The organism is Rufibacter roseolus, assembly GCF_017916365.1.
Lineage (GTDB): Bacteria > Bacteroidota > Bacteroidia > Cytophagales > Hymenobacteraceae > Nibribacter > Nibribacter roseolus.
Genome location: NZ_JAFMSU010000001.1, coordinates 882521 through 907376, shown reverse-complemented (window position 1 = coordinate 907376; position 24856 = coordinate 882521). Strand labels below are relative to the sequence as shown.

At 53.3% G+C, this 24856-nt stretch carries 22 protein-coding genes; 9 read left to right on the top strand and 13 right to left on the bottom strand.

The features are described from left to right. Positions 1-149 precede the first annotated feature (149 nt). Positions 150-3188: an excinuclease ABC subunit UvrA gene (gene uvrA / locus J3P35_RS03810; protein ID WP_210463038.1), complete on the top strand. Its 3039-nt coding sequence runs from the start codon at positions 150-152 to the stop codon at positions 3186-3188. A gap of 136 nt (positions 3189-3324) precedes the next feature. Here uvrA and J3P35_RS03805 read toward each other — a convergent pair whose 3' ends face one another. The 3 genes from J3P35_RS03805 to J3P35_RS03795 form a co-directional block, all read right to left on the bottom strand. Next, positions 3325-3558 carry a hypothetical protein gene (locus J3P35_RS03805; protein ID WP_210463037.1) on the bottom strand — a complete coding sequence of 78 codons (234 nt, stop codon included), beginning with the start codon at positions 3556-3558 and terminating at the stop codon, positions 3325-3327. Positions 3559-3756: 198 nt separating this feature from the next. Next, positions 3757-4488, bottom strand: a complete 732-nt coding sequence (locus J3P35_RS03800; RefSeq protein WP_210463036.1) for a DUF4142 domain-containing protein — start codon at positions 4486-4488, stop codon at positions 3757-3759. 246 nt (positions 4489-4734) lie between these two features. After that, on the bottom strand, positions 4735-5172 hold the full coding sequence (locus J3P35_RS03795) for a DUF4142 domain-containing protein (protein WP_210463035.1): 438 nt from the start codon (positions 5170-5172) through the stop codon (positions 4735-4737). Between J3P35_RS03795 and J3P35_RS03790 the strand changes: the two genes are divergently transcribed. Beyond that, a complete protein-coding gene (locus J3P35_RS03790) occupies positions 5150-5605 on the top strand; it encodes a hypothetical protein (RefSeq protein WP_210463034.1) in 456 nt (151 codons plus the stop codon). The two genes, J3P35_RS03795 and J3P35_RS03790, sit on opposite strands and share 23 nt — an antisense overlap. A gap of 122 nt (positions 5606-5727) precedes the next feature. Here the strand turns inward: J3P35_RS03790 and J3P35_RS03785 are convergent, their stop codons facing one another. The 10 genes from J3P35_RS03785 to rpoN form a co-directional block, all read right to left on the bottom strand. Beyond that, a complete protein-coding gene (locus J3P35_RS03785) occupies positions 5728-5976 on the bottom strand; it encodes a hypothetical protein (protein WP_210463033.1) in 249 nt (82 codons plus the stop codon). A gap of 116 nt (positions 5977-6092) precedes the next feature. After that, positions 6093-6758 (bottom strand): DUF4142 domain-containing protein, encoded by a 666-nt coding sequence (locus J3P35_RS03780; RefSeq protein WP_210463032.1) that lies wholly within the window; start codon positions 6756-6758, stop codon positions 6093-6095. A gap of 83 nt (positions 6759-6841) precedes the next feature. Further along, a complete protein-coding gene (locus J3P35_RS03775; RefSeq protein WP_210463031.1) occupies positions 6842-7417 on the bottom strand; it encodes a DUF4142 domain-containing protein in 576 nt (191 codons plus the stop codon). 288 nt (positions 7418-7705) lie between these two features. Beyond that, on the bottom strand, positions 7706-8176 hold the full coding sequence (locus tag J3P35_RS03770; protein WP_210463030.1) for a hypothetical protein: 471 nt from the start codon (positions 8174-8176) through the stop codon (positions 7706-7708). A 6-nt stretch (positions 8177-8182) separates the two neighbouring features. Then, complete coding sequence (locus J3P35_RS03765) at positions 8183-8368, bottom strand: hypothetical protein (protein WP_210463029.1); 186 nt, start codon at positions 8366-8368, stop codon at positions 8183-8185. Between the two features lie 144 nt (positions 8369-8512). Then, on the bottom strand, positions 8513-10162 hold the full coding sequence (locus tag J3P35_RS03760) for a beta-N-acetylhexosaminidase (RefSeq protein WP_210463028.1): 1650 nt from the start codon (positions 10160-10162) through the stop codon (positions 8513-8515). 157 nt (positions 10163-10319) lie between these two features. Next, positions 10320-11876: a M28 family metallopeptidase gene (locus J3P35_RS03755; RefSeq protein ID WP_210463027.1), complete on the bottom strand. Its 1557-nt coding sequence runs from the start codon at positions 11874-11876 to the stop codon at positions 10320-10322. A gap of 117 nt (positions 11877-11993) precedes the next feature. Then, the gene (locus tag J3P35_RS03750; protein WP_210463026.1) at positions 11994-12590 is read right to left on the bottom strand and encodes a hypothetical protein; all 597 of its coding nucleotides are present in this window, start codon (positions 12588-12590) and stop codon (positions 11994-11996) included. A 285-nt stretch (positions 12591-12875) separates the two neighbouring features. Further along, complete coding sequence (locus tag J3P35_RS03745; RefSeq protein ID WP_210463025.1) at positions 12876-13496, bottom strand: hypothetical protein; 621 nt, start codon at positions 13494-13496, stop codon at positions 12876-12878. A gap of 152 nt (positions 13497-13648) precedes the next feature. Continuing rightward, the gene (rpoN, locus tag J3P35_RS03740; RefSeq protein WP_210463024.1) at positions 13649-15127 is read right to left on the bottom strand and encodes an RNA polymerase factor sigma-54; all 1479 of its coding nucleotides are present in this window, start codon (positions 15125-15127) and stop codon (positions 13649-13651) included. A 233-nt stretch (positions 15128-15360) separates the two neighbouring features. Between rpoN and asnS the strand changes: the two genes are divergently transcribed. The 7 genes from asnS to J3P35_RS03705 all read left to right on the top strand — a co-directional run bounded on the left by asnS (position 15361) and on the right by J3P35_RS03705 (position 24640). Next, the gene (gene asnS, locus J3P35_RS03735; RefSeq protein ID WP_210463023.1) at positions 15361-16749 is read left to right on the top strand and encodes an asparagine--tRNA ligase; all 1389 of its coding nucleotides are present in this window, start codon (positions 15361-15363) and stop codon (positions 16747-16749) included. Between the two features lie 655 nt (positions 16750-17404). Then, the gene (locus J3P35_RS03730) at positions 17405-17956 is read left to right on the top strand and encodes a hypothetical protein (protein ID WP_210463022.1); all 552 of its coding nucleotides are present in this window, start codon (positions 17405-17407) and stop codon (positions 17954-17956) included. Positions 17957-18573: 617 nt separating this feature from the next. After that, complete coding sequence (locus J3P35_RS03725; protein WP_210463021.1) at positions 18574-19419, top strand: hypothetical protein; 846 nt, start codon at positions 18574-18576, stop codon at positions 19417-19419. Positions 19420-19739: 320 nt separating this feature from the next. Next, complete coding sequence (locus J3P35_RS03720) at positions 19740-21911, top strand: TonB-dependent receptor (RefSeq protein WP_210463020.1); 2172 nt, start codon at positions 19740-19742, stop codon at positions 21909-21911. A gap of 97 nt (positions 21912-22008) precedes the next feature. Then, positions 22009-22641, top strand: a complete 633-nt coding sequence (locus tag J3P35_RS03715) for a tetratricopeptide repeat protein (protein ID WP_210463019.1) — start codon at positions 22009-22011, stop codon at positions 22639-22641. A 68-nt stretch (positions 22642-22709) separates the two neighbouring features. Continuing rightward, positions 22710-23765: a sensor histidine kinase gene (locus tag J3P35_RS03710; RefSeq protein ID WP_210463018.1), complete on the top strand. Its 1056-nt coding sequence runs from the start codon at positions 22710-22712 to the stop codon at positions 23763-23765. Positions 23766-23845: 80 nt separating this feature from the next. Next, a complete protein-coding gene (locus J3P35_RS03705; RefSeq protein ID WP_210463017.1) occupies positions 23846-24640 on the top strand; it encodes a LytR/AlgR family response regulator transcription factor in 795 nt (264 codons plus the stop codon). The last annotated feature ends 216 nt before the right edge of the window (positions 24641-24856 follow it).

Below are 24856 nucleotides of genomic sequence, written 5' to 3'. Positions count from 1 at the left end.
CCCCGCCTCTTTCCCCAAAACGCCCTCACAAAAACTCCTCTCCCTCAATAAACTATTCCCTTCCAAATTCGGTTAAGAAGAGATGGATTGCCCGCTGCCATTGTAGCGCGGGAATGCCTACCTTTGCTCTTTAAACCGAAACCGATCGGATGACGCCAAAAGAATCAACCGCTACACCCGTAGCCAAAAAAAATACTTCCTCCACCGTAGATGTGCCTTTCATTGAGGTCTACGGCGCCCGGGAACACAACCTCAAGAACATCAGCCTTAAGATACCGCGCAATGAGCTAGTGGTTTTCACAGGCATCAGCGGCAGTGGGAAATCCTCGCTCGCGTTTGACACCATTTACGCCGAGGGGCAGCGCCGTTACATGGAGACCTTCTCGGCCTACGCCCGCTCTTTCCTAGGCGGACTGGAACGTCCCAACGTAGACAAGATTGAGGGGCTTTCGCCGGTGATCTCCATTGAGCAGAAAACCACCTCTCGCAACCCACGCTCCACGGTGGGCACTATCACCGAGATCTATGACTTCTTGCGTCTGCTGTACGCCCGTACAGCCGAGGCCTTCAGCTACGTGACCGGCGAGAAGATGATGAAGCAGTCTGATGACCAGATTGTGCAGCACATCATGGAGCACTTCAGCGGCAAGCGCACCATCATCCTGGCCCCGGTGGTAAAAGGCCGGAAAGGCCATTACCGCGAGTTGTTTGAACAGATCCGGAAGATGGGCTTCCTGCGCGCCCGCATCGATGGGGAGTTGGTGGAACTGACGCCCAAGATGCAGGTAGACCGCTACAAGATCCACGACATAGAGATTGTGATTGACAAGCTGGTGCCGGCCACCGAGGACCGTTACCGTCTGTCTACTTCCATCCAGAATGCGCTGCAGCACGGCAAAGGCACCGCCCTGGCCATGGACGCTGATACGAACGAAACGCAGTTCTACTCCCGCCATTTAATGGACCCTGCCACCGGCATCGCCTATGATGACCCGGCGCCTAACACCTTCTCGTTCAACTCACCGTACGGGGCTTGCCCGGTGTGTAACGGTTTGGGCGAGATTGAGGAACTGACTGAAGAATCCATTGTACCAGACAAGAGCGTGAGCATCAGCCGCGGCGGGATTGCGCCGCTGGGCGAGTACCGCGACATCTGGATTTTCTCTCAGATCACCGCTTTACTCAAGCGCCACAAAACAGCCTTAACGGTTCCTATTAAGGATATTCCCGAGGAGGCCTGGAACCATTTACTGCACGGTTTTGAAGAAGAAGACCCGAAAGGCAAGAAAGAGCCGTTCGTGTTTGAGGGTGTGCTCAACTTCCTGAAGAAACAGCTGGAGTCTGACTCTGACAACGTCCGCAACTGGGTGCAGGAATACACGCAGCAAAGCACCTGCCCTGAGTGTAACGGCTACCGCCTGAAAAAGGAATCGCTGCACTTCAAGCTGGACAACAAGCACATCGGTGAACTGTCTGAAATGGACATCGCGGAGCTGGCGGGTTGGGTAGCCAATCTGGAGGAACGTCTGAACGAGCGCCAGAACCTTATTGCCCGCGAACTGCTGAAAGAGATCCGCAAGCGGATTGGCTTCCTGGTAGACGTGGGATTGGAATACCTGCACCTGCACCGCTCCGTACGCACTTTATCCGGCGGCGAAAGCCAGCGGATTCGTTTGGCCACGCAGATCGGGACGCAGTTAGTGGGTGTGTTGTACATCATGGATGAACCCAGCATTGGCCTGCACCAGCGCGACAACGAGAAACTGATTAAGGCTTTGCAAGACTTGCGCGACCTGGGCAACTCGGTGGTAGTGGTGGAGCACGACAAAGACATGATCCTGGCCGCCGATTACGTGGTGGATATAGGACCAGGTGCGGGCGTGCACGGCGGACAGGTGGTGACCGCTGGTACCCCGAAGGAGATGATGGAGAGCGGCACGACTACGTCGGATTACCTGAGTTATAGAAGAGGAATTCCGGTACGGAAGCAAAAACGCGAAGGCAACGGCAAGAGCCTGATCCTGCGTGGCGCTACTGGCCACAACCTGAAAGACGTAACGCTGGAGTTGCCGTTGGGTAAACTGATCTGCGTTACGGGGGTATCGGGCAGCGGAAAATCGTCTTTGATCCATGACACGCTCTACCCTATTCTCAACAAGTACTTCTTCAACGCCAAGCGCGAGCCGCTTCCGTTCAAAGCCATAGAAGGACTGGAGCACATAGACAAGGTGATTGAAGTGGACCAAAGCCCCATCGGGCGGACGCCGCGCTCTAACCCGGCTACCTATACCGGCGTGTTCACCGAGATCCGCAGTTTGTTCGCGTCCATGCCCGAGGCGAAGATCAGAGGTTACCAGGCAGGTCGGTTCTCGTTCAACGTGAAAGGCGGTCGGTGCGAAACGTGTGAAGGCGCGGGTATGCGGACCATCGAGATGAACTTCATGCCTGATGTGTACGTGCCCTGCGAAACCTGCAAAGGCAAACGCTACAACCGCGAGACGTTGGAAGTGCGCTTCAAAGGCAAATCTATCACCGATGTGCTGGACATGACCGTGGAGGCCGCCGTGGAGTTCTTTGAACACCAACCGCGTATCCTGCGCAAGATCCAGACCCTGAACCAGGTGGGCCTTGGCTATATTACGTTAGGTCAGCAGGCGACTACCTTATCGGGTGGTGAGGCGCAGCGCGTGAAACTGGCCACGGAGCTTTCCAAAAAAGATACTGGCCGTACGCTCTACATCCTGGATGAACCTACCACCGGTCTGCACTTCCAGGACATCCAGCACTTGTCCGACGTGTTGAACAAACTGGTGGACAAAGGCAACTCGGTCCTCATCATCGAGCACAACATGGACCTGATTAAGGTCGCTGACCACGTGATCGACATCGGGGCGGAAGGCGGCGCGAAGGGCGGCATGATTGTGGCCCAGGGTACTCCGGAGCATGTAGCCGAGCTGAACTTAGGCTACACCGCCCGGTTCCTGAAAGAGGAACTGAGCACTAGCCACTACGTAGACGCGCCAGTCTTTGTCGCGGATGAGCCAGAACCAGAAGACGAAGCACCGGTGGAAGAAGTGAAAGAGAAGAAGACCCGGGGCCGCAAGAAAAAGGAAACCACCGAGGCCGATGCTGCACCGGCTGCCGCGACGGAAAAGAAAAAGCCCGGCCGGAAAAAGAAAACCGAATAACGTTTAGGATCTGATTTGAGAAAAAAGGCCCTAAAAGCAACAACAGAAAAGCCTTGCTCCGTGAGCAAGGCTTTTCTGTTTTAAAGGTCATTCCCGTAAAATGACGCTGAAACAGCGCCACCAATAAAACTACTTCTTAGTGGGCAGCTTCTTCTGAATGGGCTGCTGAGTCTGGCTTGGCTACGGTGGCACTGTCGGCTTTCACGGGAGCGGCAACTTCGTGCGTTTCCTGGGCGGGAGCGGCAGTGGTTACTTCCTCGGTGGTGGTACCAGAACCCAGGTCAATAGGGTCTGTGGAAGAAGTATAAGTAGAACAAGCGGAACCGGCCAGCAAAGCACAAGCCGCAAAGAAAGGCATGATAGATTTCATCGTTTTCAGAAAGTTTGGCGCAAAGGTACAGAATAGGACCTTCAAAAAACAACCTGCATTTTTCTTGCTTTCAAACGCTTTCGCCTTCTTTTCTGCTGGTTCTTGTTTAGCGGCTGATTTCCTTTAAATGGCCCTAAAGCAGTGAGCCCGCACACCTTACAAAGGAATGCGGGCCCATAAAATGCCAGAATTTGCCTTTTACTCAGCGCCGGCTTTCTTGGCAGTGCCGCTGGTGGCAGCTCCGCTGGCGGTGGCCCCGTCAGGAGACCCGCCCCGGCCCACTTTCTCATAAACTGGCTGGGCCAATTTACGGTGCTCACGCAGGACAGGCAGGGTCTTCGCCGCGAAGGCTTTCAGGTCTGGGTCTTTGCCGCTGGTGGCTTGCTGCTCAAAAACCTTGATGTCTTTGTCATGGTCTTCCACCATGTGCTGCATGTACATTTTGTCAAAATCTGCATTGCCCTGTTGCGAGAGCATGTCCAGGTGCTGCTTGTGCTCTGGCAAGAGCGTAGGTGGCAGTGTGATTCCTTTTTTGGCGGCCAGAGCTTTTAGCTCGGTATTGGCTTTGGTGTGGTCGGTGATCATGCGTTGCCCAAATTGCTTTACGCTGGGGTCTTCTCCTCTGGTGGTGGCCAGTTTACCCGCCTGCACCTCCAGCAAGCCTCCGCTGGCGGCGGCCATCAGGAATAGCTGGTCCTGATCCTGGTTTGCGGCCATGCTGTCTGAGTTTACCCCCGTAGCCGGATTGTCAAGGGTGGCATTGTTATGGGCTTCGGCCAGGCCGCTGCTACCCGGGTGGGTTCCCACTTGTTCGTTTGAAAGAGCGTAGCCGGTACCGTAATTGTCTGGGTCTGTGCTGGCCGTATAGGTATTGCAGGCAGCACCAGTTAGCAGAATGGCGGCCACAAAGAGGGGCATGGTGTTTTTCATAGTTTTAAAATGATCGCGTAGAACAGTTTTTAAGAATGGTTTTTATACGCAGTGGTCTGCAGGTGGTTAAATTTCTTTGCCAACCGCTGCTATTCAAAGATTTGTGGTCTACAGGTTTAGGCAAATAATCCTCTGCCTGCTTTGGCGGAATGATGCAGCAAAAAGTGCCTGCGTTTGGAAGGCGTTTTTGTAGAAACAGCCCCTGAACGCAGGCACTTAAAAAACCAGGAATGCAGTACAACAAGGTTAGTCTACCCGGTCTTCCAGTTTGGTAGCCATTCCCTGGTGCGACTTAAGCATAGGCAATGTTTTGGCGGCAAGGGCCTTCACAGTGGGCGTTTCTGCATTGGTGCTCTTCATCTGGAACATGGCGATGTCCATTTTATGGGCAGTTTCCATGGCATCCATGTAATCTTCTTCAAATCCTTTGCCGGTCTTCCCTTTCAGTTTGTCCAACATGGCTTGGTGCACGGGCATCAGGGTTTTAGGCAGGGTGATCTTCATTTGCGAGGCCAGGCTCATCTGCTCCTGGCTTGCTTTGGTGTGGTGGTCTATCATCATCTGGGCAAATCTTTTCACCTCAGGATCGGTGGCAGACTGCACGGCCAGTTTACCGGCCTGAATCTCAAACATGTTGCTGCTGGCTGCGGTCATCATGAACATGGCATCTGTCATGTTGGTCATGTCCATGGTGGCTCCTGCAGTTCCGGCTGCGCCTGCGGCTGTTCCCCCGGTTGTACCAGTGGTGCCACTGGTGGTGCCGGTAGTGCCAGATGTAGTTCCGGTTGTACCTGAAGTAGTGCTGCCTGAAGTTGTTCCAGTAGTGGTGCCGCTGGTGGTGCCCGTAGATCCGCTGGTGGTTCCGGTGGTAGTACCTGAGGTAGTAGTTCCGGAAGTAGTCGTTCCGCCGGAACCAGACATAGTACTTGAGCCGGACATTGTACCAGAACCTGACATAGTACCGGATGCAGAACCCGCTCTGGCATCTGTTGAGGAGGCACTTGAGGTACCAGTAGAGGTGTTAGTATCGGTTCCCGTATTCGTGCTGGAACAAGCGGTGCCCGTAAGCATAGCCCCGGCCATCAACATTGACATGACTTTTCTCATAGCTCTCTAATTTTCGTTCAAATTCGTTCTGCCCTGTATACGCGCTCAAAATGAGGCAGTTAAAGCATTAATACCTGAACAAATACTGTATTTCAGCAGAGTTATGGCTATTTATACGGGGTCACAGGCCCCTTATTGCTGGTCTGAAGAATCTGAAGACAGGGTATCTGAGGCGATGGCGTGAGTAGAGGCTGCTCCGCCCATGCCGCTGCTGCCGGCGCTACTGGTGGCTGCGGTGGGGCTTTCTGCCGCTCCTTGGGCGTTCACGTCTGAGTCTGTGGTGGGCTGGGTACCTTTCTGTTCGCTGCTGCAGCCCGCCATCATCAATAGAAACAGGGCCAAAGCGCCGCAGGAGCCCATTCGCTTTATCATCTTTGTCATATTCTTGCAAACTGTTTTACAGGTATTTTCAGGAAAACGGGGCTAAAATCCGTGCTCTCCCCCTTACAACAGAAAAGCCTGCAGTTGGCAGGCTTTTCTGTTGTAAGGGGGAGAGGTTATTTCAGGATTTTCTTTTCCAGTTCATCGGCCTCGTGCTCATGGATGCGCAGCATGGGCAGGGTTCTGATGGCGAAGGCTTTCACGGTGGTAGTAGGCGCCGCGTTGCTGACCACGTCAAACAGCGCGATGTCGCTCTCGTGCGCGTCTTCTATCTTGTCTATGTATTTGCGGTCAAACTCAGAACCGGTCAGTTTAGAGAGTTCATCCACTAGTTTCTGGTGCTCGGGCAAAAGGGCGGTAGGAAGCGTGAGGTTCATGCCCGAGGCAATAGTGGTGAGTTCCTGGCTTCCTTTGGTATGATGATCTACCAGAGTCTGGGCCAATCGTTTCACCTCAGAGTTGGCGCTGCGCTCCAAAGCTAATTTCCCTAACTGCACTTCCATCATGCTGCTGCTGGCCGCCTCGGTGAGGAAGGTAGCCTCTGTGATGTTGCGGGTGCCGTAGCGCATGGTGCCGGTACCGGCCACGGTGCTGGTGGTGCCCGGGGCTACGTAGGCATCTGCCGAGGTACCCACGGTACCGGACGCAGCATTGGAAGAGGTGACAGTTGCCTCGTAAGCATCTGAAGTGGGTACTGAATTAGACGTGTTGGCATCTACCCTGCTGCAAGCCGATCCTGCCACCAGGGCAAGCGCAGCCACTCCATAAAATATCTTTTTCATACTTCCTTCTGTTTATTGGAACCGTCCCAGGCCAATCTGCCCTAGACGGATCTTCTCTTCATCCGCGTCTGGTTTCCAGAACCCTATTTCGGTTCCAGCTCATCTTCCAGCTGCTCTACCTGTGAGAGATGCGCGCGCAAGGTGGGCAGGCTTTTTCCGGCGAAGCCTTTCAGCTCCATGTCGGTTCCTTCCTCAGACATCTCCTCGTACCTTTCAATGGCTTCCTTGTGGTCTTTCACCAACGCCTCCAGGTAAGCTTTGTCAAAAGCAGCCCCTGAATTGCTCATAAGGTCATTGAACGCTTTCTGATGGTCATCGCTCAGACTGGTGGGCACTATCAGGTTCTTGAGGTCCGCAATCTGCTTTAGCTGGGTATTGGTCAGGGTGTGGTGATCCATCATCAGCTGCCCCAATTGCCGCACCCGCGGATCGGTGGCCTTGCTGCTGGCCAGGCGGCCCATTTCCACTTCAAACAGATTGCCACTGGTTGCCTCCGCTACAAACCAGCCGCTTTTCTCATCTTTGCCCGTGCTTTCCAGCAGGTCCTCATTGTGTTTTCCCGCCGCGTCTACCGAAGTAGCCTCAGACGAGGAACCACCACAACCAGAGACCGAGGAAACACAGGCCGCAAACAGCAGGTAGAGCAGAGCGTTTTTCATAGTTAGATCTTGTACTGATGGCAAGCGGATAGATTCCGCACAGTCTTTTTACGGAGTAAGTTGTACAGGGTTGACATTGCACTCTACCATTCCCAAACTGGCTCTTTCTCTCTGGCACTGATTCTGGGGCTACCAGAATTTGTGCTTAAAGAAGAGCCTGCCCGCCTCTACCCCCTTCCGCCCATGATGCAGTTATTAGGTATTAAAACCAGAAGGGCGTTCTGGGACTGCTTCTATGAAAACAGCCCCAGAACGCCCTCCCAAAGAAAGAACGATAACCGGTCTAAATTACAGACTCACACCTTTGCGTTTACCGGCCTGACGGATGGCATCCCGTACGGCCTCCTCGTATTCCTCCGGCACGGAGTCCAGCTCAATCTGCCCGGTCTGGCCTGAGGTTAAGCGGTACAGCAGTTTATCTGACTGTACCCGCAGCAAGCTAATGGTGTCCCAAGGCAGCGTGATGGCAGCCTGGGTTAAAGACAGTTTCAGCTCCAGGTGCTCCTCAGTTACCTGCACATAGCTGGTACCGGTGGCTTTGCGCCGGCGCCAGGCCACTACCAGATACGAAAAGGCCAGGGCCACTTGCAGCAGAGGCAGGAAGTAAACGCCCAAGGCTACTTCCTCCTCAGCGGTGTAATGCCGGTACACGCCCAGCCCGCCTAATATAAAAAACACCACCGCCATGAACAAGTACAGCTTGGAAAGCGCAGACCCGTTGTGGTTAGAGGGTGATAGGTTCAAGAAGTAAGATTCCATAAAAAGCTATTTAGAAGATTTGCTTTTCCGATTGCGCAGCACCATGATGATCTTAAGCACCACAAACATCATGAACCCCACAAATGCGGCTAGGGTCACAAAGATATTTGGGTCGTCCAGGCGCCACATCAGGATGAGGAACGAGACGGTAAGCATGAAATTCAGCAACAAATCAGATGGACGTAAAGCCATGGGTAAAAGCAAAAAGTAAGGGGGTAAAGATACAAAGATGTACCCAGTACTCAAGTCTTTACCTGTTTATGCGCTACTTTAATGAAACTGTGCCTCAAACAGAATAGTGCCTTTTTCAAGCGAAAAAGAAGCATTTCCCGGCTTTTATTTATCAGCCAGGGTCCAGCGTTCAAAGTCACTGAAATAGGCGCTTTTCCAGAAAGCGTACCGGGGCAGGATGGCCGTTTTCAGCCGCCGTTTGAAGTCGGTGAAGTCCTTCAGTTTGGGGTCGGTCCAGAGCACCTCGCTCAGGGCGGTCATGCGCGGGAACACCATGTACTCCACCTTGGCCGGCGAGGCCATGTACTCGGTCCAGACGTTGCCCTGCGCGCCTAGAATGTATTTATCCAGCCTCAACTGCTGCAACTCGGCCGGCAAAGGGTTGTACTGGAAAACCGCCTCCAGCGGATTGTACCCGTGAATGGCCAGGCTGTCCTGCGGATTCCTAGACTGGTAGTTGTCAAAGTACAGCGGGTTGCCTGGCGTCATGATCACCGGGTGGCGCCTTTTGGCCGCCGCGATGCCCTCCGCCGACCCGCCCCAGTTCATGACCACCGCCGTGGTGTCTAGGTCCCCTTCCAGGATCTCGTGCCAGCCAATGACTTTCTTGTTCTTTTTGGCCAGATAACCCGATACCTGCTCTATGAAATAGGTCTGCAATTCTTTCTCGTCTTTGAGCCCGTTGGCCTTCATGAACACCTGCGTACTAGGACTGGCCTTCCACCAGATCTTGCTGCACTCATCCCCGCCAATGTGGATATAAGGCGAGGGGAACAAATCTGCCACCTCCTGGAACATGGTCTCCAGAAACCTGAAAGTTTCCGGATTGGGTGCCAGCACGTTGTTCTGCCGGTTGTACATGCCCCACGTATTGGCCACTTGCCAAGCCGAGTCTGGTTTGGTGCTAAATTCCGGATAAGCGGCTATAATCGCGCGACTGTGCCCGGGAATATCGATCTCCGGAATTACGTTGATACCCCTGATGGCCGCGTACGCTATGATTTCCCGCACCTGGTCCTGGGTGTAGAAGCCGCCGTAGCGCGAGGAGTCATAGCGCGCCGGCACATCCTTGAAATGCCCGATGAGCGTGGAATTGCGCCAGGCGCCTACCTGGGTCAGTTTGGGATAGCTTTTGATCTCCAGGCGCCAGCCCTGGTCATCGGTGAGGTGCCAGTGGAAGTTGTTGAATTTATGGAAGGCCAGGTAGTCTATGTACTTCTTGAGGAAATCAAGCGGGAAGATATGGCGGCTCACATCCAGGTGCATGCCCCGGTAAGCGAAGCGCGGGTAGTCCTTGATCTCCACCGTAGGGAACGCCACCTGCTTTACTTTCTGCAGTGGCAACAACTGTAGCAAGGTCTGGATGCCGTGCACCATACCCGCCACGTCCCGGGCCTTTATCCTGATCACCGGCCCACCCGATTCCAGCCAGTACATCTCGGGCCGGTTAGCCTCAATGGTGTCATGCATGAGCTGGATTTTAGTGTGCCGACTTGGCTTGGCGTCTGGTGTAGAGATGGCCAGGCCCAAATCACACTGGTCCAGAAGCAGGCCCTGCAGGTACTCGGCCTGGGCTTTGTAGGGGGCATCAGCGAGGATGACGGTATGCCGGTCTATGGTCACGGGCTTTTCGCCGGTGGCATTGAAGGTAATCGGCCGGGGCACAATGTTGTTGGCCAGCGGCGCCTGCGCCTGACAGCGGAAGGACACCACGGCAAACAAGCCCAGCAAGAACGACAGCCAGCGTTTCTTCATTTGTTCACGGCAGGTTAGCGTTAATTTTATAGTACAGAAGCACAGACAAACAGATGATTAAAAATAAGGTTTATTTCCACACTGCATATAAACAGATCGGCCTTTCTCCGGAGAACCAGAGAAAGGCCGATCTGTTTTTACTTAAATTAAAGGCAGATTATGACTGCGGCTTCACCGCCGGAAGTGCCTTGCGCGGCAACTTGTCTTTGCGGGTAGCCGACTGGTACACGAAAGAAGCCACAATCACGGAGGCTTGCTTCAGGTCCTCGGCCTGGAGACGGTCATAGGTATCCATGTTGGTGTGGTGCGTACGGGTGTTGTACTCCAAACCGTCCTGGATGAACTGGAAGCCTGGCAGGCCCAAGCCATCAAAGGAAAGGTGGTCGGTACCGCCGGTGTTGCGGTTGGTCACGGTGGTGGCGCCCAGGTCATGGAACGGTTTCAGCCACTCAGTGAACAACGGCGCCACGGCCTCGTTGCCCTGGGTGTAGATGCCTCTGATCTTGCCCGAGCCGTTGTCCAGGTTATAGTAAGCGGCAATCTTGGCGTGTTCCGGCAACAGTTTCATGGTAGCGGGATCACCCAGGTGTTTCTTAGCATATCCGCGGGAACCATGCAGACCTTGCTCCTCGCCGCCCCACAGCGCGATGCGGATGGTTCGCTTAGGCTGCAGGTTCAGGGCTTTGATGATGCGCACAGCCTCCATCATTACGGCCACGCCGGCGGCGTTATCAGTAGCGCCGGTGGCGGCATGCCAGGAGTCAATGTGGCCGCCCAGCATCACAATCTCAGACTTCAGTTTCTTGTCGGTACCCGGAATCTCCGCGATTACGTTGTAGCCTTGCTGGTCATCGGTGAGGAAACGGGTTTTGCTTTCCAGTTCCACTTCCACGGGAATACCGGCGGCCAAAAGGCGGCTCATGCGGGCCAAATCTTCCTGGGCCATCTCAAACTCAGGCAATACAGGCTTGGCATCCATGGCGTAAGAGGCACCGTTGCTGGTGAAGAACGTACCGTGCGAACCGCTGCGGCCGCTGAACATGGCCACGGCACCTTCCTGCAGGAACATCTCGCTCATTTTGGCTACTAACGCCCGGCGGGCCTGCATGGCGGCTCTCTGCTCATCGGTCATGGGCGTGCGGCCGGCGGTGGGCTGCACGGGCTCGGCCATTTTCTGGAGTTGGTCATCGGTGTAGCGGCTGGCATCGGCGGTGAAGGTGGTTTTGATAGGGTTGGTCACCTCCATCATCACCACTTTGCCTTTCAGCCTGCCGGCGTACTGGGCCAGGTCTTCTTCTTTGGCGGCTTTCACCAACATCACCTGCGCTTTCACCGATCCGTTGGTGCTGGGCGTCCAGGCTTTGGGCGACCCGATCATGGGCTGATAATACGGTTTGGTAAGCGCCAGGTAGGATTTCTCCACCTCCCAGCCTTTGCCGAACGTGCCCCAAGGCTCAATCACGGCGTTCTTCAGGCCCCAGGAAGTCAGTTTGTCTTTCGTCCACTGGTTGGCTTTGGCCAGGCCGGTAGAACCCGAGAGGCGCGGGCCGTTCACATCGGTGAGGTAGAAGGCGATGTCCATCACCTGGGAGTTCTTCAGTCCCTCCTGCCGGATTTTCTCTACCACGGCCGCATCCAGCGGCTCTACCTGTTGGGCAAAAGCAGGCATCGCCAGGAAAGCGGCGCCTAAAAATAGATTAAAAGCTTTGTTCATTAGAAAGGGGTTTGTAGGGAGGTTTGTAGGTCTGCGGGTAAATATAGAAAAGGCCAGATGATTAAACCAACCCCACAGCATAAAAACCTATTTCTGAATAGCATAGCCCGCCTGGCTCTACCGGCCGGTAGTGTGCAGGTAGCAGTTCTCCAGTTTGAATTGCCCGTTCTTGGTGATGCGGTAGGCTTCCAGGCAAGACCAGCGGTTGAAGACCTTATCGGCGCGGAAATACCTTTTCACCAGCACCAGATTCTTGGACAGCACCACCACCGGGTAGGAATAAGCATAATAAGAGGCGGGCGCTAGGCCCAGTTCCTGCAAGACCATGATGTTCTGCGGGTAATCCTCTGCAGTCCACTCGGTCCGGTTCTGTTGCCTGATTCGTTTTTTGATTAGCTCGAACTCCGGTTTGGTCAAGCGGAAGTCCATTTTGAGTTGGGGACCGGCGCCGTGCAGTCCCTGCCGGGCCGCCACGCGGCTGGCATCAGAGATGTTGACCTTAGCCCACAGCGAGTCATTGAGATACACTTCAGACAGGTGCCAGGGCAGCATGTTCTTGTCTACCCGGTTGTGCGTACCGTTTTGCCCGGCCAGGTACCGCATGAAGCGCTGAATCACCTGGGTTTCTGTTTTCCCGGCTTGCGCGATCCCCTCAGCAGAAATGGACAATAAAAAGCCGAGGAAAGCGAAAAGGGCGAAAGACTTGAGACGCATGAGCTGGAAAAAGGATAATTCTTCTACAATATCCGGAAAACCCGGGTTAATCACAACCAAGCCCTAACCTGCAGAGAAGTTGGGTTTGACTCTTCCCGGAGACATAGGTTATAAATGCAGTAGCGTTTTGGGGCTACTTTAGAGAAATCAGGCTAAAAGCGTGCCATTTAAAAACTGTGATAAATCAGATTTAAAAAATTCATTTCTGATTTCTGCCACGGCACCCCTCCTCCACTCTCGCCTGAATGGTTTAACTGTTTTCAATCTAATTTCCTGAAAAGGGGCCTAAAACGGAGTACCCCAGAGGCAGACACCCAGCAAAAATCCCAGCGCGAAGCCGGTGTACACCTGTTTGGTGTTATGGGCACCCAATGCCAACCGGGCCGACAAGACGGCGCCACAGATCGCGCACCCCAATGCTACGGGCAACAGCAGGTAAGCCTCGGGGAGCCACGCGTGCAGCAGCACCAGAATCCCCAGCGTGCCGCCTAACCCAATACCATGCGCGCTGATCTTCCAGAACTGGTTGATGACCAACGTGAGGTACACCGAGGCCGTGATTACGCCCATCATGAGGTAAAACAGACTGTCAAAGAAAGAGATGCGGTAGAACACCACCGTGAGCACGGTATAGCAGGTAGCGGATATCAAAAGCGGCCAGCGGCGGTCGGTGCGGGCGTCTAAAGTGACAGAGGTGACCAGGCCCGCCTGTTGCAGAAGCATTGTCCCCAGTACCGGCAGCAGGAAAGTAAGGATGAACACCAACAGCACAATCAGGCGCCTCCCCTCCGGCGGATACGAGAATACCTCGGCCGGCAGGTAGTACAGCAGCAGACTGAACAGGTACGTGGGAAGTAACAACGGGTGAAAAAGCACTGAAAGCACCGTTGCGAGGCGGGGATTCACTTTGGTAATTAAGAATTAGGAATGGAGAATTAGGAATTGGTGCGACAGATACCGAACTACTCACTGAAGCAGGCAGCGCAATGGGTTAGGCATAAAAATCATCTCTATTTCAAATTCTTAATTCCTCATCCTTAATTCACCCGCTGCGCGGGTCAAAGTTCCTTGCGCAGGCGGGCTACCGGTATGTTCAGTTGCTCGCGGTACTTGGCCACTGTGCGGCGGGCTATGTTGTAGCCTTTCTCATTGAGCATCTTCTCAATTTTATCGTCTGAGAGAGGTTTGCGCTTGTTCTCGGCCTCAATGATGTCTTTCAGGATGGCTTTCACCTCGCGGCTACTGGCGTCTTCACCGGCATCGGTAGCGATACCCTCTGAGAAGAAGAACTTCAACGGAATAATCCCGAACTCAGTCTGCACGCTTTTGCTGTTGGCTACGCGGCTCACGGTAGAAATGTCCATGCCAATATCCTCGGCGATGTCTTTCAGGATCATGGGCCGTAATTTGCTTTCATCGCCCTCCAGGAAATAATCGTACTGGCGGCGCAGGATGGCCTCCATGGTGCGTAGCAGGGTGTTCTGGCGCTGCTTGATGGCATCAATGAACCATTTGGCGGCATCCAGCTTCTGCTTCACAAAGGTTACCGTCTCCTTCAGCTTCTTGTCTTTCTTGGAGCCTTTCTCATAGGCATCAAACATATCAGCGTAGGAGCGGGAAATGCGCAGATCTGGAGCATTACGGGCATTGAGCGAAAGCTGCAACTGGCCATCTTCATTGGTGATGATGAAATCCGGGATGACGTACTGCACGCGCGTGGCGCCGCCGGTTCCGCCCGGTTTGGGGTTCAGCTTCAGAATGAGGTCAATGGCGGCCTTGAGCTCGTAGTCTTCCAACTCCAACCGCTGCTGAATCTTGGCGTAGTGCTTCTTGGTGAATTCGTCAAAGCAGTCATGGATGATCTGCTCGGCCACCTCGGTGATGTCATCTGGGTCGCGGCGCTCCAGTTGCAGCAAGAGGCATTCCTGCAGGTCACGGGCGGCAATGCCGGGCGGATCGAAGGCCTGGATGCGGCGCAGCACGTCCTCAATCTCCTCAGGGCTGGCGTCTATGTTCTGCGAGAAAGCCAGGTCATTGGAGATAGCCTGCAGTTCGCGCCGGATGTATCCGTCCTGGTCAATGGACCCGATGAGTTGCTCGCCAATGGCCAGCTGCTTGGTGTCAAGGTTCAGGAAACCCAGTTGGTCTAGGAGGGCATCGGTGAGCGAGCCGGTAAAGGCGATGGGCATTTCGCGGTCTTCCTCGTCGCCGGGGCCGTCGCCCTGCATTTTGTAGCCGGCTACCTCGTCATCATTGATATAATCGCCCAGGTCAACATCATCGTCGTCGCGGCGGACTTCCTCTTCGGCAAAATCATCCTCGGTGTTGTCGAAATCGTCATCGGCATCACTACTTGAATCATCGTCTGCGGTAGGCTCATCGGCGGCGTCTCCTTCCTCCAGGGCGGGATTCACCTCCAGTTCCTCTTTGATGCGGGCCTCCAGCTCAGCGGTAGGCACCTGCAGCAATTTGATGAACTGGATCTGCTGCGGCGATAATTTCTGGGATAAAAGCTGTTTTAAGTCAAGTCTCTGCATATGAAAACGGCATCAACCACACAAGTGCGGACTAGCCCAAAGTTATGGTTTTTTACTACTGGATTGCAAAAAAGGTTAATTTTGAAGTTCGCGTTATAGCGCGAGGTATCAAGTATCAGGTATCGGGTAGCAAGACTCTTCCTTTAGGTAAGATTTATTTGCAATTGGATACCTACTTTTGCAACGGTCAAATACGTGCTACTTGATACATGCTACGTGATACTACAATTAACATGAAAAGAACCAAAGTAAAGGAAGTCCTCCAGACGGAGCCCAGTGGCCAGGAGGTGTTGGTAAAAGGTTGGGTGCGCACCAAGCGCGGCAACAAGTACGTGACGTTTATTGCCGTGAACGACGGCTCTACCATAAACAATATCCAGGTGGTGGCTGACATGACGGTGTTCTCTGAGGAGAGCCTGAAAGAGGTGACTACCGGCGCCAGTGTCTCTGTGGTGGGCACTTTGGTGCAGAGCCAGGGCAAAGGCCAGACCGTGGAGATCCAAGCCCGCACCGTGGAAGTACTGGGCACCGCCGACCCTGAGACCTACCCGCTGCAGAAAAAAGGCCACTCTTTGGAGTTCCTGCGCGAGATTGCCCACCTGCGCCCGCGTACCAACACGTTTGGCGCAGTGCTGCGCGTGCGCCACGCCATGGCGTTTGCCGTGCACCAGTACTTCAACCAGAAAGGCTTCTTTTACATCCATACGCCCATTATCACGGCTTCAGACGCTGAGGGTGCCGGCGAGATGTTCCGGGTGACTACGCTTGATCCGGTGAATCCGCCCAAAACGGAGACCGGCGAAGTGGATTTCTCTGAAGACTTCTTCGGGAAATCAACCAACCTCACCGTGTCTGGCCAATTAGAGGGCGAGGTGACGGCCATGGCTTTGTCTGAGATCTACACCTTCGGACCTACGTTCCGGGCCGAGAACTCCAACACCAGCCGTCACCTGGCCGAGTTCTGGATGATTGAGCCCGAGATGGCCTTCTATGAACTGGAAGACAACATGGAATTGGCCGAGGACTTCCTGAAGTATTTGGTTCGCTACGCCCTGGACAACTGCATGGACGATCTCCAGTTCCTGAACGACATGTACGACAAGGAACTGCTCCCCCGCCTGAACTTTGTGGTGGAGAACGACTTCCAGCGCCTGACCTACACCGAGGCCATTGAGGTCTTGAAAACTGCCAAGCAGAAGTTTGAATACAAGGTAGACTGGGGCACCGACCTGCAAAGCGAACACGAGCGCTACCTGGTGGAGAAACACTTCAAGAAACCGGTGATTTTGACGAACTACCCCAAAGACATCAAGTCTTTCTACATGAAACTCAACGAGGACGGCAAAACCGTGCGCGCCATGGACGTGTTGTTCCCAGGTATCGGCGAGATTATTGGCGGATCGCAGCGCGAGGAAAGTTACGAGAAGCTGGTGACCCGCATGCGGGAGATGGGCGTACCCGAAAAAGAGATGTGGTGGTTCCTGGATACCCGCCGCTTCGGGACCGTGCCGCACAGCGGATTCGGGTTGGGCTTTGAGCGTCTGCTGCTGTTTGTGACCGGCATGGGCAACATCAGAGACGTAATTCCTTTCCCTCGTTTCCCTAAGAGCGCCGAATTCTAATAAGATCTTACCCCAAGCCGTGAAGGCTATGGACCGGCCTACCGTCTGCATGACGGTAGGCCGGTTTTGTTTTAAGCCTGTTTTACTGAAAAGGGCTTCTAAACCAGTTTCCCGCGTTTGTTATTTCAATCTTTAGTACTATGGCTGCCAGAGCTTTGAAGAACAAGGAGAAGCGCAGAGAAGGGGTTACAGACAATTAAAACGAAGCAGTGTATCTCTCCTCCTCAAGTCCCGTAAAAGCTTCTAACACTTTAACGCCAGCACCCATCCATTGAGGAAATACTTTAGGTTCTAATTACAGGAAATTGGGTATTCCTGGAGCCAAACCCCTCCTGGCAGGTATAACCACAAGGGTGCAGAGCCATCCTTTTAGTATTTATTCTAGCACAAAAAGGCAAGTTTAATATCAGCAAGTGGCTTAATCAACAAAACCACTATATTAAAAATCCTATATATTAGTATCCTTCTCCTCTACTTGTCCGTAATGCCCAAAATCCGTCAGTTTCAACTTAAAAACTGTTTCACTGCTTTCTGAACAAAGGAAAATAGATGAACAAACGCCCGTTTTGAAAGGCATACAACTTAGTTTTATTATAACCAAACCTTACAAAAGGAATTTCACCTGTGAATATTAGGATTTACTCCATAAATTATTTTGATTTGCAACGACAACAAAGACTATCTCCCAAACACAAAAACTATGATGAAACACCTTACTCTCCTCCTGTTTGTATTTGCCTTAGCGTTAGGTTCAGCTCAAGCCCAAAGTGCTGCTCAGAAGAGCAAAGAGCGGGCAGCTCAAATGAAACAAAAAGAAAAAGAGCGTGCCGAACTGGCCAAGCAAAAAGCGAAAGAGCGCAAAGAATTAGCCAAACAGAAGCAAATTGCGCGCGAAGCCCAGATAGACGCTAAGTACGAGGCAATGGATGAAGCTTACGCCCAGAAGGAAGAGGCAAGAAGAGTGGCTATGAAAGAAAGAGAGGAAGCCCTGAAGCAGAAAGAAGAAGAACGCGAAGAGGCTTTGAAGGAGAAAGCAGCGGCAGCCAAAGAAAAACAGCGCCAGGCAAAACTGGCGATGAAAGAGAAAGAAGAAGCCAGAAAAGAAGCTGCCAAGCAACGCGCCCAAGCCTTGAAAGAAAAGGAAGCTGCCCGTAAAATGGCCGCCAAAGAGAAAGAAGCTAACCGCAAGATCGCGTCTAACGAATAACAACACTTTCAACTTTACTGTAAGTTGAAAAGTAAAACAGCAAGAGCCCGCTTTGGCGGGCTCTTGCTGTTTTACTTTGTTTACCGTTATGGTTTGCACGTCGGAAGAGGGCTATTTACAGGGTGTTTTCCGCAAAAGGGGCCTGAAACGTATTGCCGCAATTTACAAGAGTTTCTATCACGCCGAATCTGCCTCAACTCTGGTTCCTAACTGCTGAGACCTTTAACGGATTTACTTGTAACAGTTTCCAGCCGGTCCGCAACTCTAGAAGCACAGTTTTCTCACTGGCTCTATTTCTTTCAGAAGCCAAACCCAGGAAAATGACGGGCCAGGTTCTGTTATAAACAGCAATCTGTTCTCAATACAATAACCCTTTCCTTAATCAACCATTACCTGACGCTAAAAACCCACTTCTCCCTTCATGTCCAGGCATCGTCAAACACTAACAACATACAAATTGGTATAAACCGCATAGTATAAAAACCCTAGTAAAATAATATTTATTGTTATTATTGTTTTATTTTATTATTAATTATAACTATTATTGGCATACGCTCAACCAGATTGCCAGGCCCACGCCACCGCATCTTCTAAAAGAGTTTATAATCAATTATTATATGGAAAATCGTTACACTTTAAAGCCTGCATCTGCCTTATGGTATCTCATGAGGGTTCTGATTGTTTTGATGGTATTGGATGCAAGTGCCATTGCCGTAGAGTATTACCTCAGGACTTATGTTGATCCGTCTATCACCGCTTCCTATTCCTTTCAATATTACGTGACAGGCATGTTTGCGATGGATGGGGAAAGAAATATCCCCACCTACTTTTCAGCCATCAACTTACTGGTCAGCGCAATCCTGCTGTTCACCATCTCCAGGCACGTAAAGAACAGTGCAAAACCCAGACACCACAGAAAGTGGTACCTCATGGGCTGCATGTTTGCCTGGCTGTCTGCTGATGAGTTATTTTCCCTGCACGAACTACTGGTGAAACCTACCAGGGGCTTTCTTAAACAATCACTGCAGCAAGACAACCTGGGATACCTGAATTTTGCCTGGTTTGTGCCTTACCTCCTCTTCTTCATGCTGGTAGGCCTGTACCTGGTTAAGTTTGTGCTGTCACTGCCCAGAACCACGCTCCTGAGGTTTATAGGGGCCGGGGCCATCTTCATTGCCGGAGCCGTAGGCATGGAGATGATTGGCGGTGATTTCATGGCAGACAAAGGCAGCCGAATAAGCCTTGTCTACAAAATGTTCACCTCCGTGGAAGAAGTGCTGGAGATGCTGGGCATCATCTTCTTTATCTACTCCCTCCTCAAATACATGGAACAGCAGACAGCAATGAATGATTTGTTGACGCTTACCTTCAACAAACCCAGAAAAGAGGCCGTGCCTGCGTCTTCTGCCCCTAAAGAACATGTCATAAAAGAAGTAGAAGCCCACTTAACGGTAGCCTCTTGATTAACTTTTCCTAATTCAGTTCCAGGCGAGTAGATGGTTTGGGAAGGAAGTACGAAAAACCTACAGAAAACGCCCCTATATCCAACGCTTTTTTACATTAAGCTGATGGCAAGCGGCTGCTTAGAACTGAGGGGCACCAGAGAACTGGTGCCCCCTATATGGCATTCCTGTAAACTTTGGCCGCTTGTTTTCATTTTCGGGCGCTGCAGTCTATCCTTCCTCCTTTACGTTTCATCTTCCTCTGTTTACAGTTCATCTCCTTTTAATTTCAGGCAGGTTTCCGGTGGTTCATATTTGTCCAGAACCTAACCGAGACCGCCATGAAAACCTTTACTCTTCTTTCTTTCCTTCTGCTGCTCACCTCCGGGGTCACCGGGGCGCAAAGCCTTCTGCAAGGCCAGGTACAAGACGAAGCCGGGCAGCCGGTGATTGGGGCCAACGTGTACCTGAAGGGTCTTTATGACGGCGCCTCCACCGATGAAACCGGGCATTTCAAATTCACCTCCAAGCAAACGGGCCCTCAGACGCTGGTGATCAGTTTCCTGGGTTTCTCTACCCTGGAGCGCGAAATAGACCTGACCAAAACGCAATCCTCCCTTAGGTTCACCCTGAAGCCAGATTACCGCCAGCTACAGATGGTGCAGATCTCGGCAGGGGCGTTTGAGGCCAGCGATGAGAAACGGAGTGCCCTGCTCACCTCCAGAGACATTGTCACCACAGCCGGCGCCACCGCCGATATCATGGGAGCCATCAACACCTTGCCCGGCACCCAGAAGGTGGGCGAAGAGGGAAAGCTGTTTGTGCGGGGCGGCGACAGCTACGAGACCAGAACCTTTATTGATGGTTTGCCGGTAGCAAGTCCTTATAACGCCAGCGTACCGGATGTGCCTTCACGGGGCAGGTTCTCGCCTTTTCTATTCACTGGCATGGCTTTCAGCTCCGGCGGATACTCAGCCGAGTACGGGCAGGCGCTTTCCTCGGCGCTACTGCTCCAGAGCCAGGACCTGGCCGAAGAGTCGCAAACCGGCATTTCGCTCATGAGCGTGGGCGCCAGCTTTTCCCGCACCAAACGCTGGACGAACACCTCCCTGGCCGTTTCCGGCGAGTACAACAACCTCAGACCCTACATGGCCCTGGTGCCCCAGCGGCAGAACTGGCTGCACATGCCAGAGTCCAGGGCCGGTAGTGTGGTTTTCCGGCAGAAGACCTCTAAAACGGGGATGCTCAAATTCTACGGCACCTACACCACATCGCACCTGGCATTGAAACAGTCAGACCTGGACCATCCCACAAAAGCAATTGCGGTGGACCTGCAGAACCAAAACCTGTTCCTGAACACCACCTATGAAGAGGTCATCCGGGAGAAATGGACCATGCAAACCGGTTTCACCTATACTTACAACCAGGAGGACATCGCCGCGGGCGAGGCCCGGGTAAATACCGGTACCCACACCTGGAACGCAAAGGCCTTGATGATACGGGACCTGGGGCATGCCGTCACCCTACGGACAGGTCTGGAAACCCAACAGAAAAACTACCGGCAGCTTTACGCAGAAACGCCTGCGGCCCAACCCCGGCACGGCCTAGTGGATGACCAGAACCTGGCGGCTTTTGCCGAGGCGGATGTGTACCTGGGCCAGAAGCTGGTGGCCCGGCCCGGCCTACGCCTGGAAAGGTCCTCTTTCCTAAATCAACAGGCCCTGTCGCCCAGGCTGGCGGTGGCTTACCAGTTGCACCGCGATGGACAAGTCTCTTTTGCCTACGGCCACTTCTACCAAACCCCGGAGAACGATTACCTCAAACACCACCAGTCGCTCAGGTTTGAGCGGGCCACCCATTATATCCTTAACTACCAGCGTACGGCAGACAAGAGAACACTCAGGGTAGAAGGCTACTATAAACGCTACCAGAACCTGGTGCGGTACAATGCGCTCCAGTTGCAGAACGCCACCGAGTTCAACAGCCACGGCCACGGTTACGCCCGAGGAGTGGAGGTTTTCTGGCGCGACCAAAAGAGCATCAGGCACGGCGACTACTGGGTTTCCTACTCCCTGCTGGACACCAGGCGCCTGTACAAAGGGTTTCCGAAGGAAGCCCGCCCCAGCTTCGCCTCTACCCATAACCTCAGCCTGGTGTACAAGCAGATGGTAAACCCGATCAAAACTTACGTGGGCACCACCTTCAGCTACACCAGCGGCCGTCCTTACCACAATCCCAATCAGGAGGGTTTTCAGCAAAACACCACCAAAAACTACCTTGATCTGAGTCTGAACGCCAGCTTTCTCACCAGCATCAAAGGGCACTCCACCATTCTGCACGCCTCCTGCACCAACCTGCTGGGCTTCAACAACGTGTTCGGGTACCGCTACAGCACCACCCCCGATGCCCAGGGCCAGTTCGCCGTGCAGCCCATAGTACCCGGTGCCAAGCGTTTCGCGCTGCTGGCCCTCCTCATCTCGGTCAATGACGGGAAAGAGGAAAGCGCCAGGTAACCCTGCCCTCTCATTGCCAGAAGCTGTTCACCGATTCTTGTTTTTGCCCTCTTTTCAGAAAATCAACCTTAAAACAGAAACCATTCAAATCAAAGCCATGAAAAAACTACTCTTCTTCCCGCTCTTCTTCATCACGATGCTGGTGCAGGCCCAAGGCCACTTCCAGGCTGCCCTGGGCGAAGCGCTCACCGATCTCAAAGCCTCCCAAACCCCTGAGGAGGTGCAAGCCCTGGCCAACAAGATGAGCCGTATTGCCGAGGCCGAGCCGGAGGAATGGCTGCCCGCCTATTATGCGGCCTACGCCCACGTCATACTGAGTTTCATGCTCAAAGAAGACCATCAGCGCGATGCCGTGCTGGACAAAGCGCAAACCTACCTGGACAAAAGCCTGAAACTGAAGCCGCAGGAATCTGAGTTGTTTGCCTTACAGGGATTTCTGCACCAGGCCCGCATCTCAATTTCCCCCATGAGCCGCGGGATGAAGTACTCTGGCCTGGCCTTGACTGCGCTGGAGAAAGCCAAAACCCTGAATCCTGAGAACCCTCGCACTTATTTCTTGCTGGGCCAGCAGTATTTTAACATGCCCCAGATGATTGGCGGCGGCAAAGAGGTAGCTAAACCCTTCCTGACCACGGCCGTGGCAAAGTTCTCGGTGTACCAGCCCGCCAACCCGCTGCTTCCCAGCTGGGGGCAGAGCCGGGCTCTGGCGCTCCTCAGCAAGTGCGAGTAAACCCAGGAACCCGCTCCTGCCGCTCTTGGGTGGGCACGGGTATTCTTAAAAATGACTAACTTCCAGCCATGTCCCATTTCGCTGTCCCACGCCTGCAACTCAAGTCCATTCTTAGGTGGATACTCATCTTTTCTGGGTTGGCCCTGGTGAATGTGCTGTTGCAGTGTGCCTCCTGCCTTACAGACAGGAGTTGGGTGGTCCACAACTTTGGGTACGCTTTTGTTTTGTGTTCCAGCTTGTGGCTGGGGAACGGCTATCTGGGCAACGCCCTTAATCAGGTGGTGTCATGGGTAGACCATCCGGTGCGGCGGTTTGGGGTCACCTCGCTGGCCACTACCTTGTATTCGGCGGTGGCCATTTTTCTGGTGAACTGGGCGTACTTTGTAGGGGTGCGGGGCCATGCGCCCGCCTTGCTCCTGACCCCGGGCCTGCGTAGTACCATGCTCACCCAGATGCTGGTGACTTTTTTCATTACGCTCTCTTTGCACGCCGTTTCCTTTCTGCGCCACTGGCGGCAATCTGCTATTGACACAGAACGCCTGAAGAAAGAGCATGCGCTGTCTCAGTACGAGGCGCTCAAAAACCAGGTGAACCCGCATTTTCTGTTCAACAGCCTCAATGCCCTCACCAGCCTGGTGCATCCGCAGCCTGATCTGGCCGTGAAGTTCATCAAGCAGCTATCTGAGGTGTACAGGTACGTGCTGGACTCGCAGCACAAAGAGGTAGTGCCGCTGGAAGAGGAACTGCATTTTACCCGCCGCTACGTTTTTCTGCAGCAGATCAGGCACGCCGAGGGTCTGGACGTGCAGTTTCCAACTTCTTTCCCTGCTGGTTTCCATCTGCCGCCGCTGGCCTTGCAGATGCTGCTGGAGAACGCTATCAAACACAACCGGCTGTGGGCCAGGGAACCGTTGCGCATCAGCATCTCCATTGCCCAAAACTGGCTCATAGTGGAGAACAACCGCCAGCCTAAACCGCAGCATGAGCCTCCCAGCGGCTTGGGCTTGGCCAACATCCAGGCCCGGTACCAGATGCTGACCCACCGTAAACCAGAGATTGTCTCTACCGATGCTACTTTCACGGTGCGCCTGCCGCTCTTGTCTTTTCAGGAACGGGAAACTTAAAGCAGCTCTGTCCCTAAATCCCCGTTTGGGGGCTATTTTGCAGAAATCAGGTTAAAAACAATCACGAACCAACCTTGCACATGCGCCGAGCGCTGATCATTGAAGACGAACCCCTTGCCGCCGACCGGTTGGCCAGACTACTGCAAACGCAAACAGAGCTGCCCGTGCAGGTGGTGGCCCAACTGGCCTCGGTGCAGGAGGCGGTAGCCTATTTCCGGGAGCAGCCCGCCCCTGATCTGGCCTTCTTTGACATTCAGCTAGCCGATGGCCTGAGCTTTGAGATATTTGACCAGGTGGACGTCACCTGCCCCATCATCTTCACCACCGCATATGATGCGTACGCTCTTAGAGCTTTCAAGGCCAACAGCATAGATTACCTGCTAAAGCCCATTGATAACGAGGAACTGGTTCTGGCACTAAGAAAACTCCAACGCCTGACCTCGGCCTCACCTGCTGCAACCCCCACCCAGGAGACTACCCAACTGCAGCTCCTGCAGCTGGCTTTGCAACAACTGCAAAGCCCCTCGGCGGCTACCTACAAAAACCGCTTTGTTTTGAAAGTGGGCGAACACCTCAGGGCTATTCCGGTAGAGGAGATTGACTTCTTTTTCAGTTTTGAGAAGGCTACTTTCCTGCAGACCATGGATAACCGCCGCTTCGCCCTGGACTACACCGTGGAACAGCTGGAGCAATTGGTAGACCCGCAATGCTTCTTTAGGGTAAACCGTGGCTACCTGGTACAGCTCAAAGCCATCCAGGATATTGTCCATTACACCAACAGCCGCCTGAAAGTAGTCTTGCGCCACCATGCCCAGGAAGAGGTTCTGGTCAGCAGGGAGCGGGTAGCGGCCTTCAGGGCCTGGCTGGACCAGTAGCCGTTTCCAGCCTATTTTGATAATCCTGGGCCGAAAACGGCACTCACCCCTTCTGCTGCCCCTACTGCCTTATATTCCTTATCCCGATTCTCTTCCTCCCGCCTCTGCAAAACACAGTTGCTACCGTGCTGATTTTGCTATCTACAATCAGCCTGCATCTAAAAACCATAACAACTTACTGCTGAGGGTTTTCACTATCTACCAAGCGCTACAACT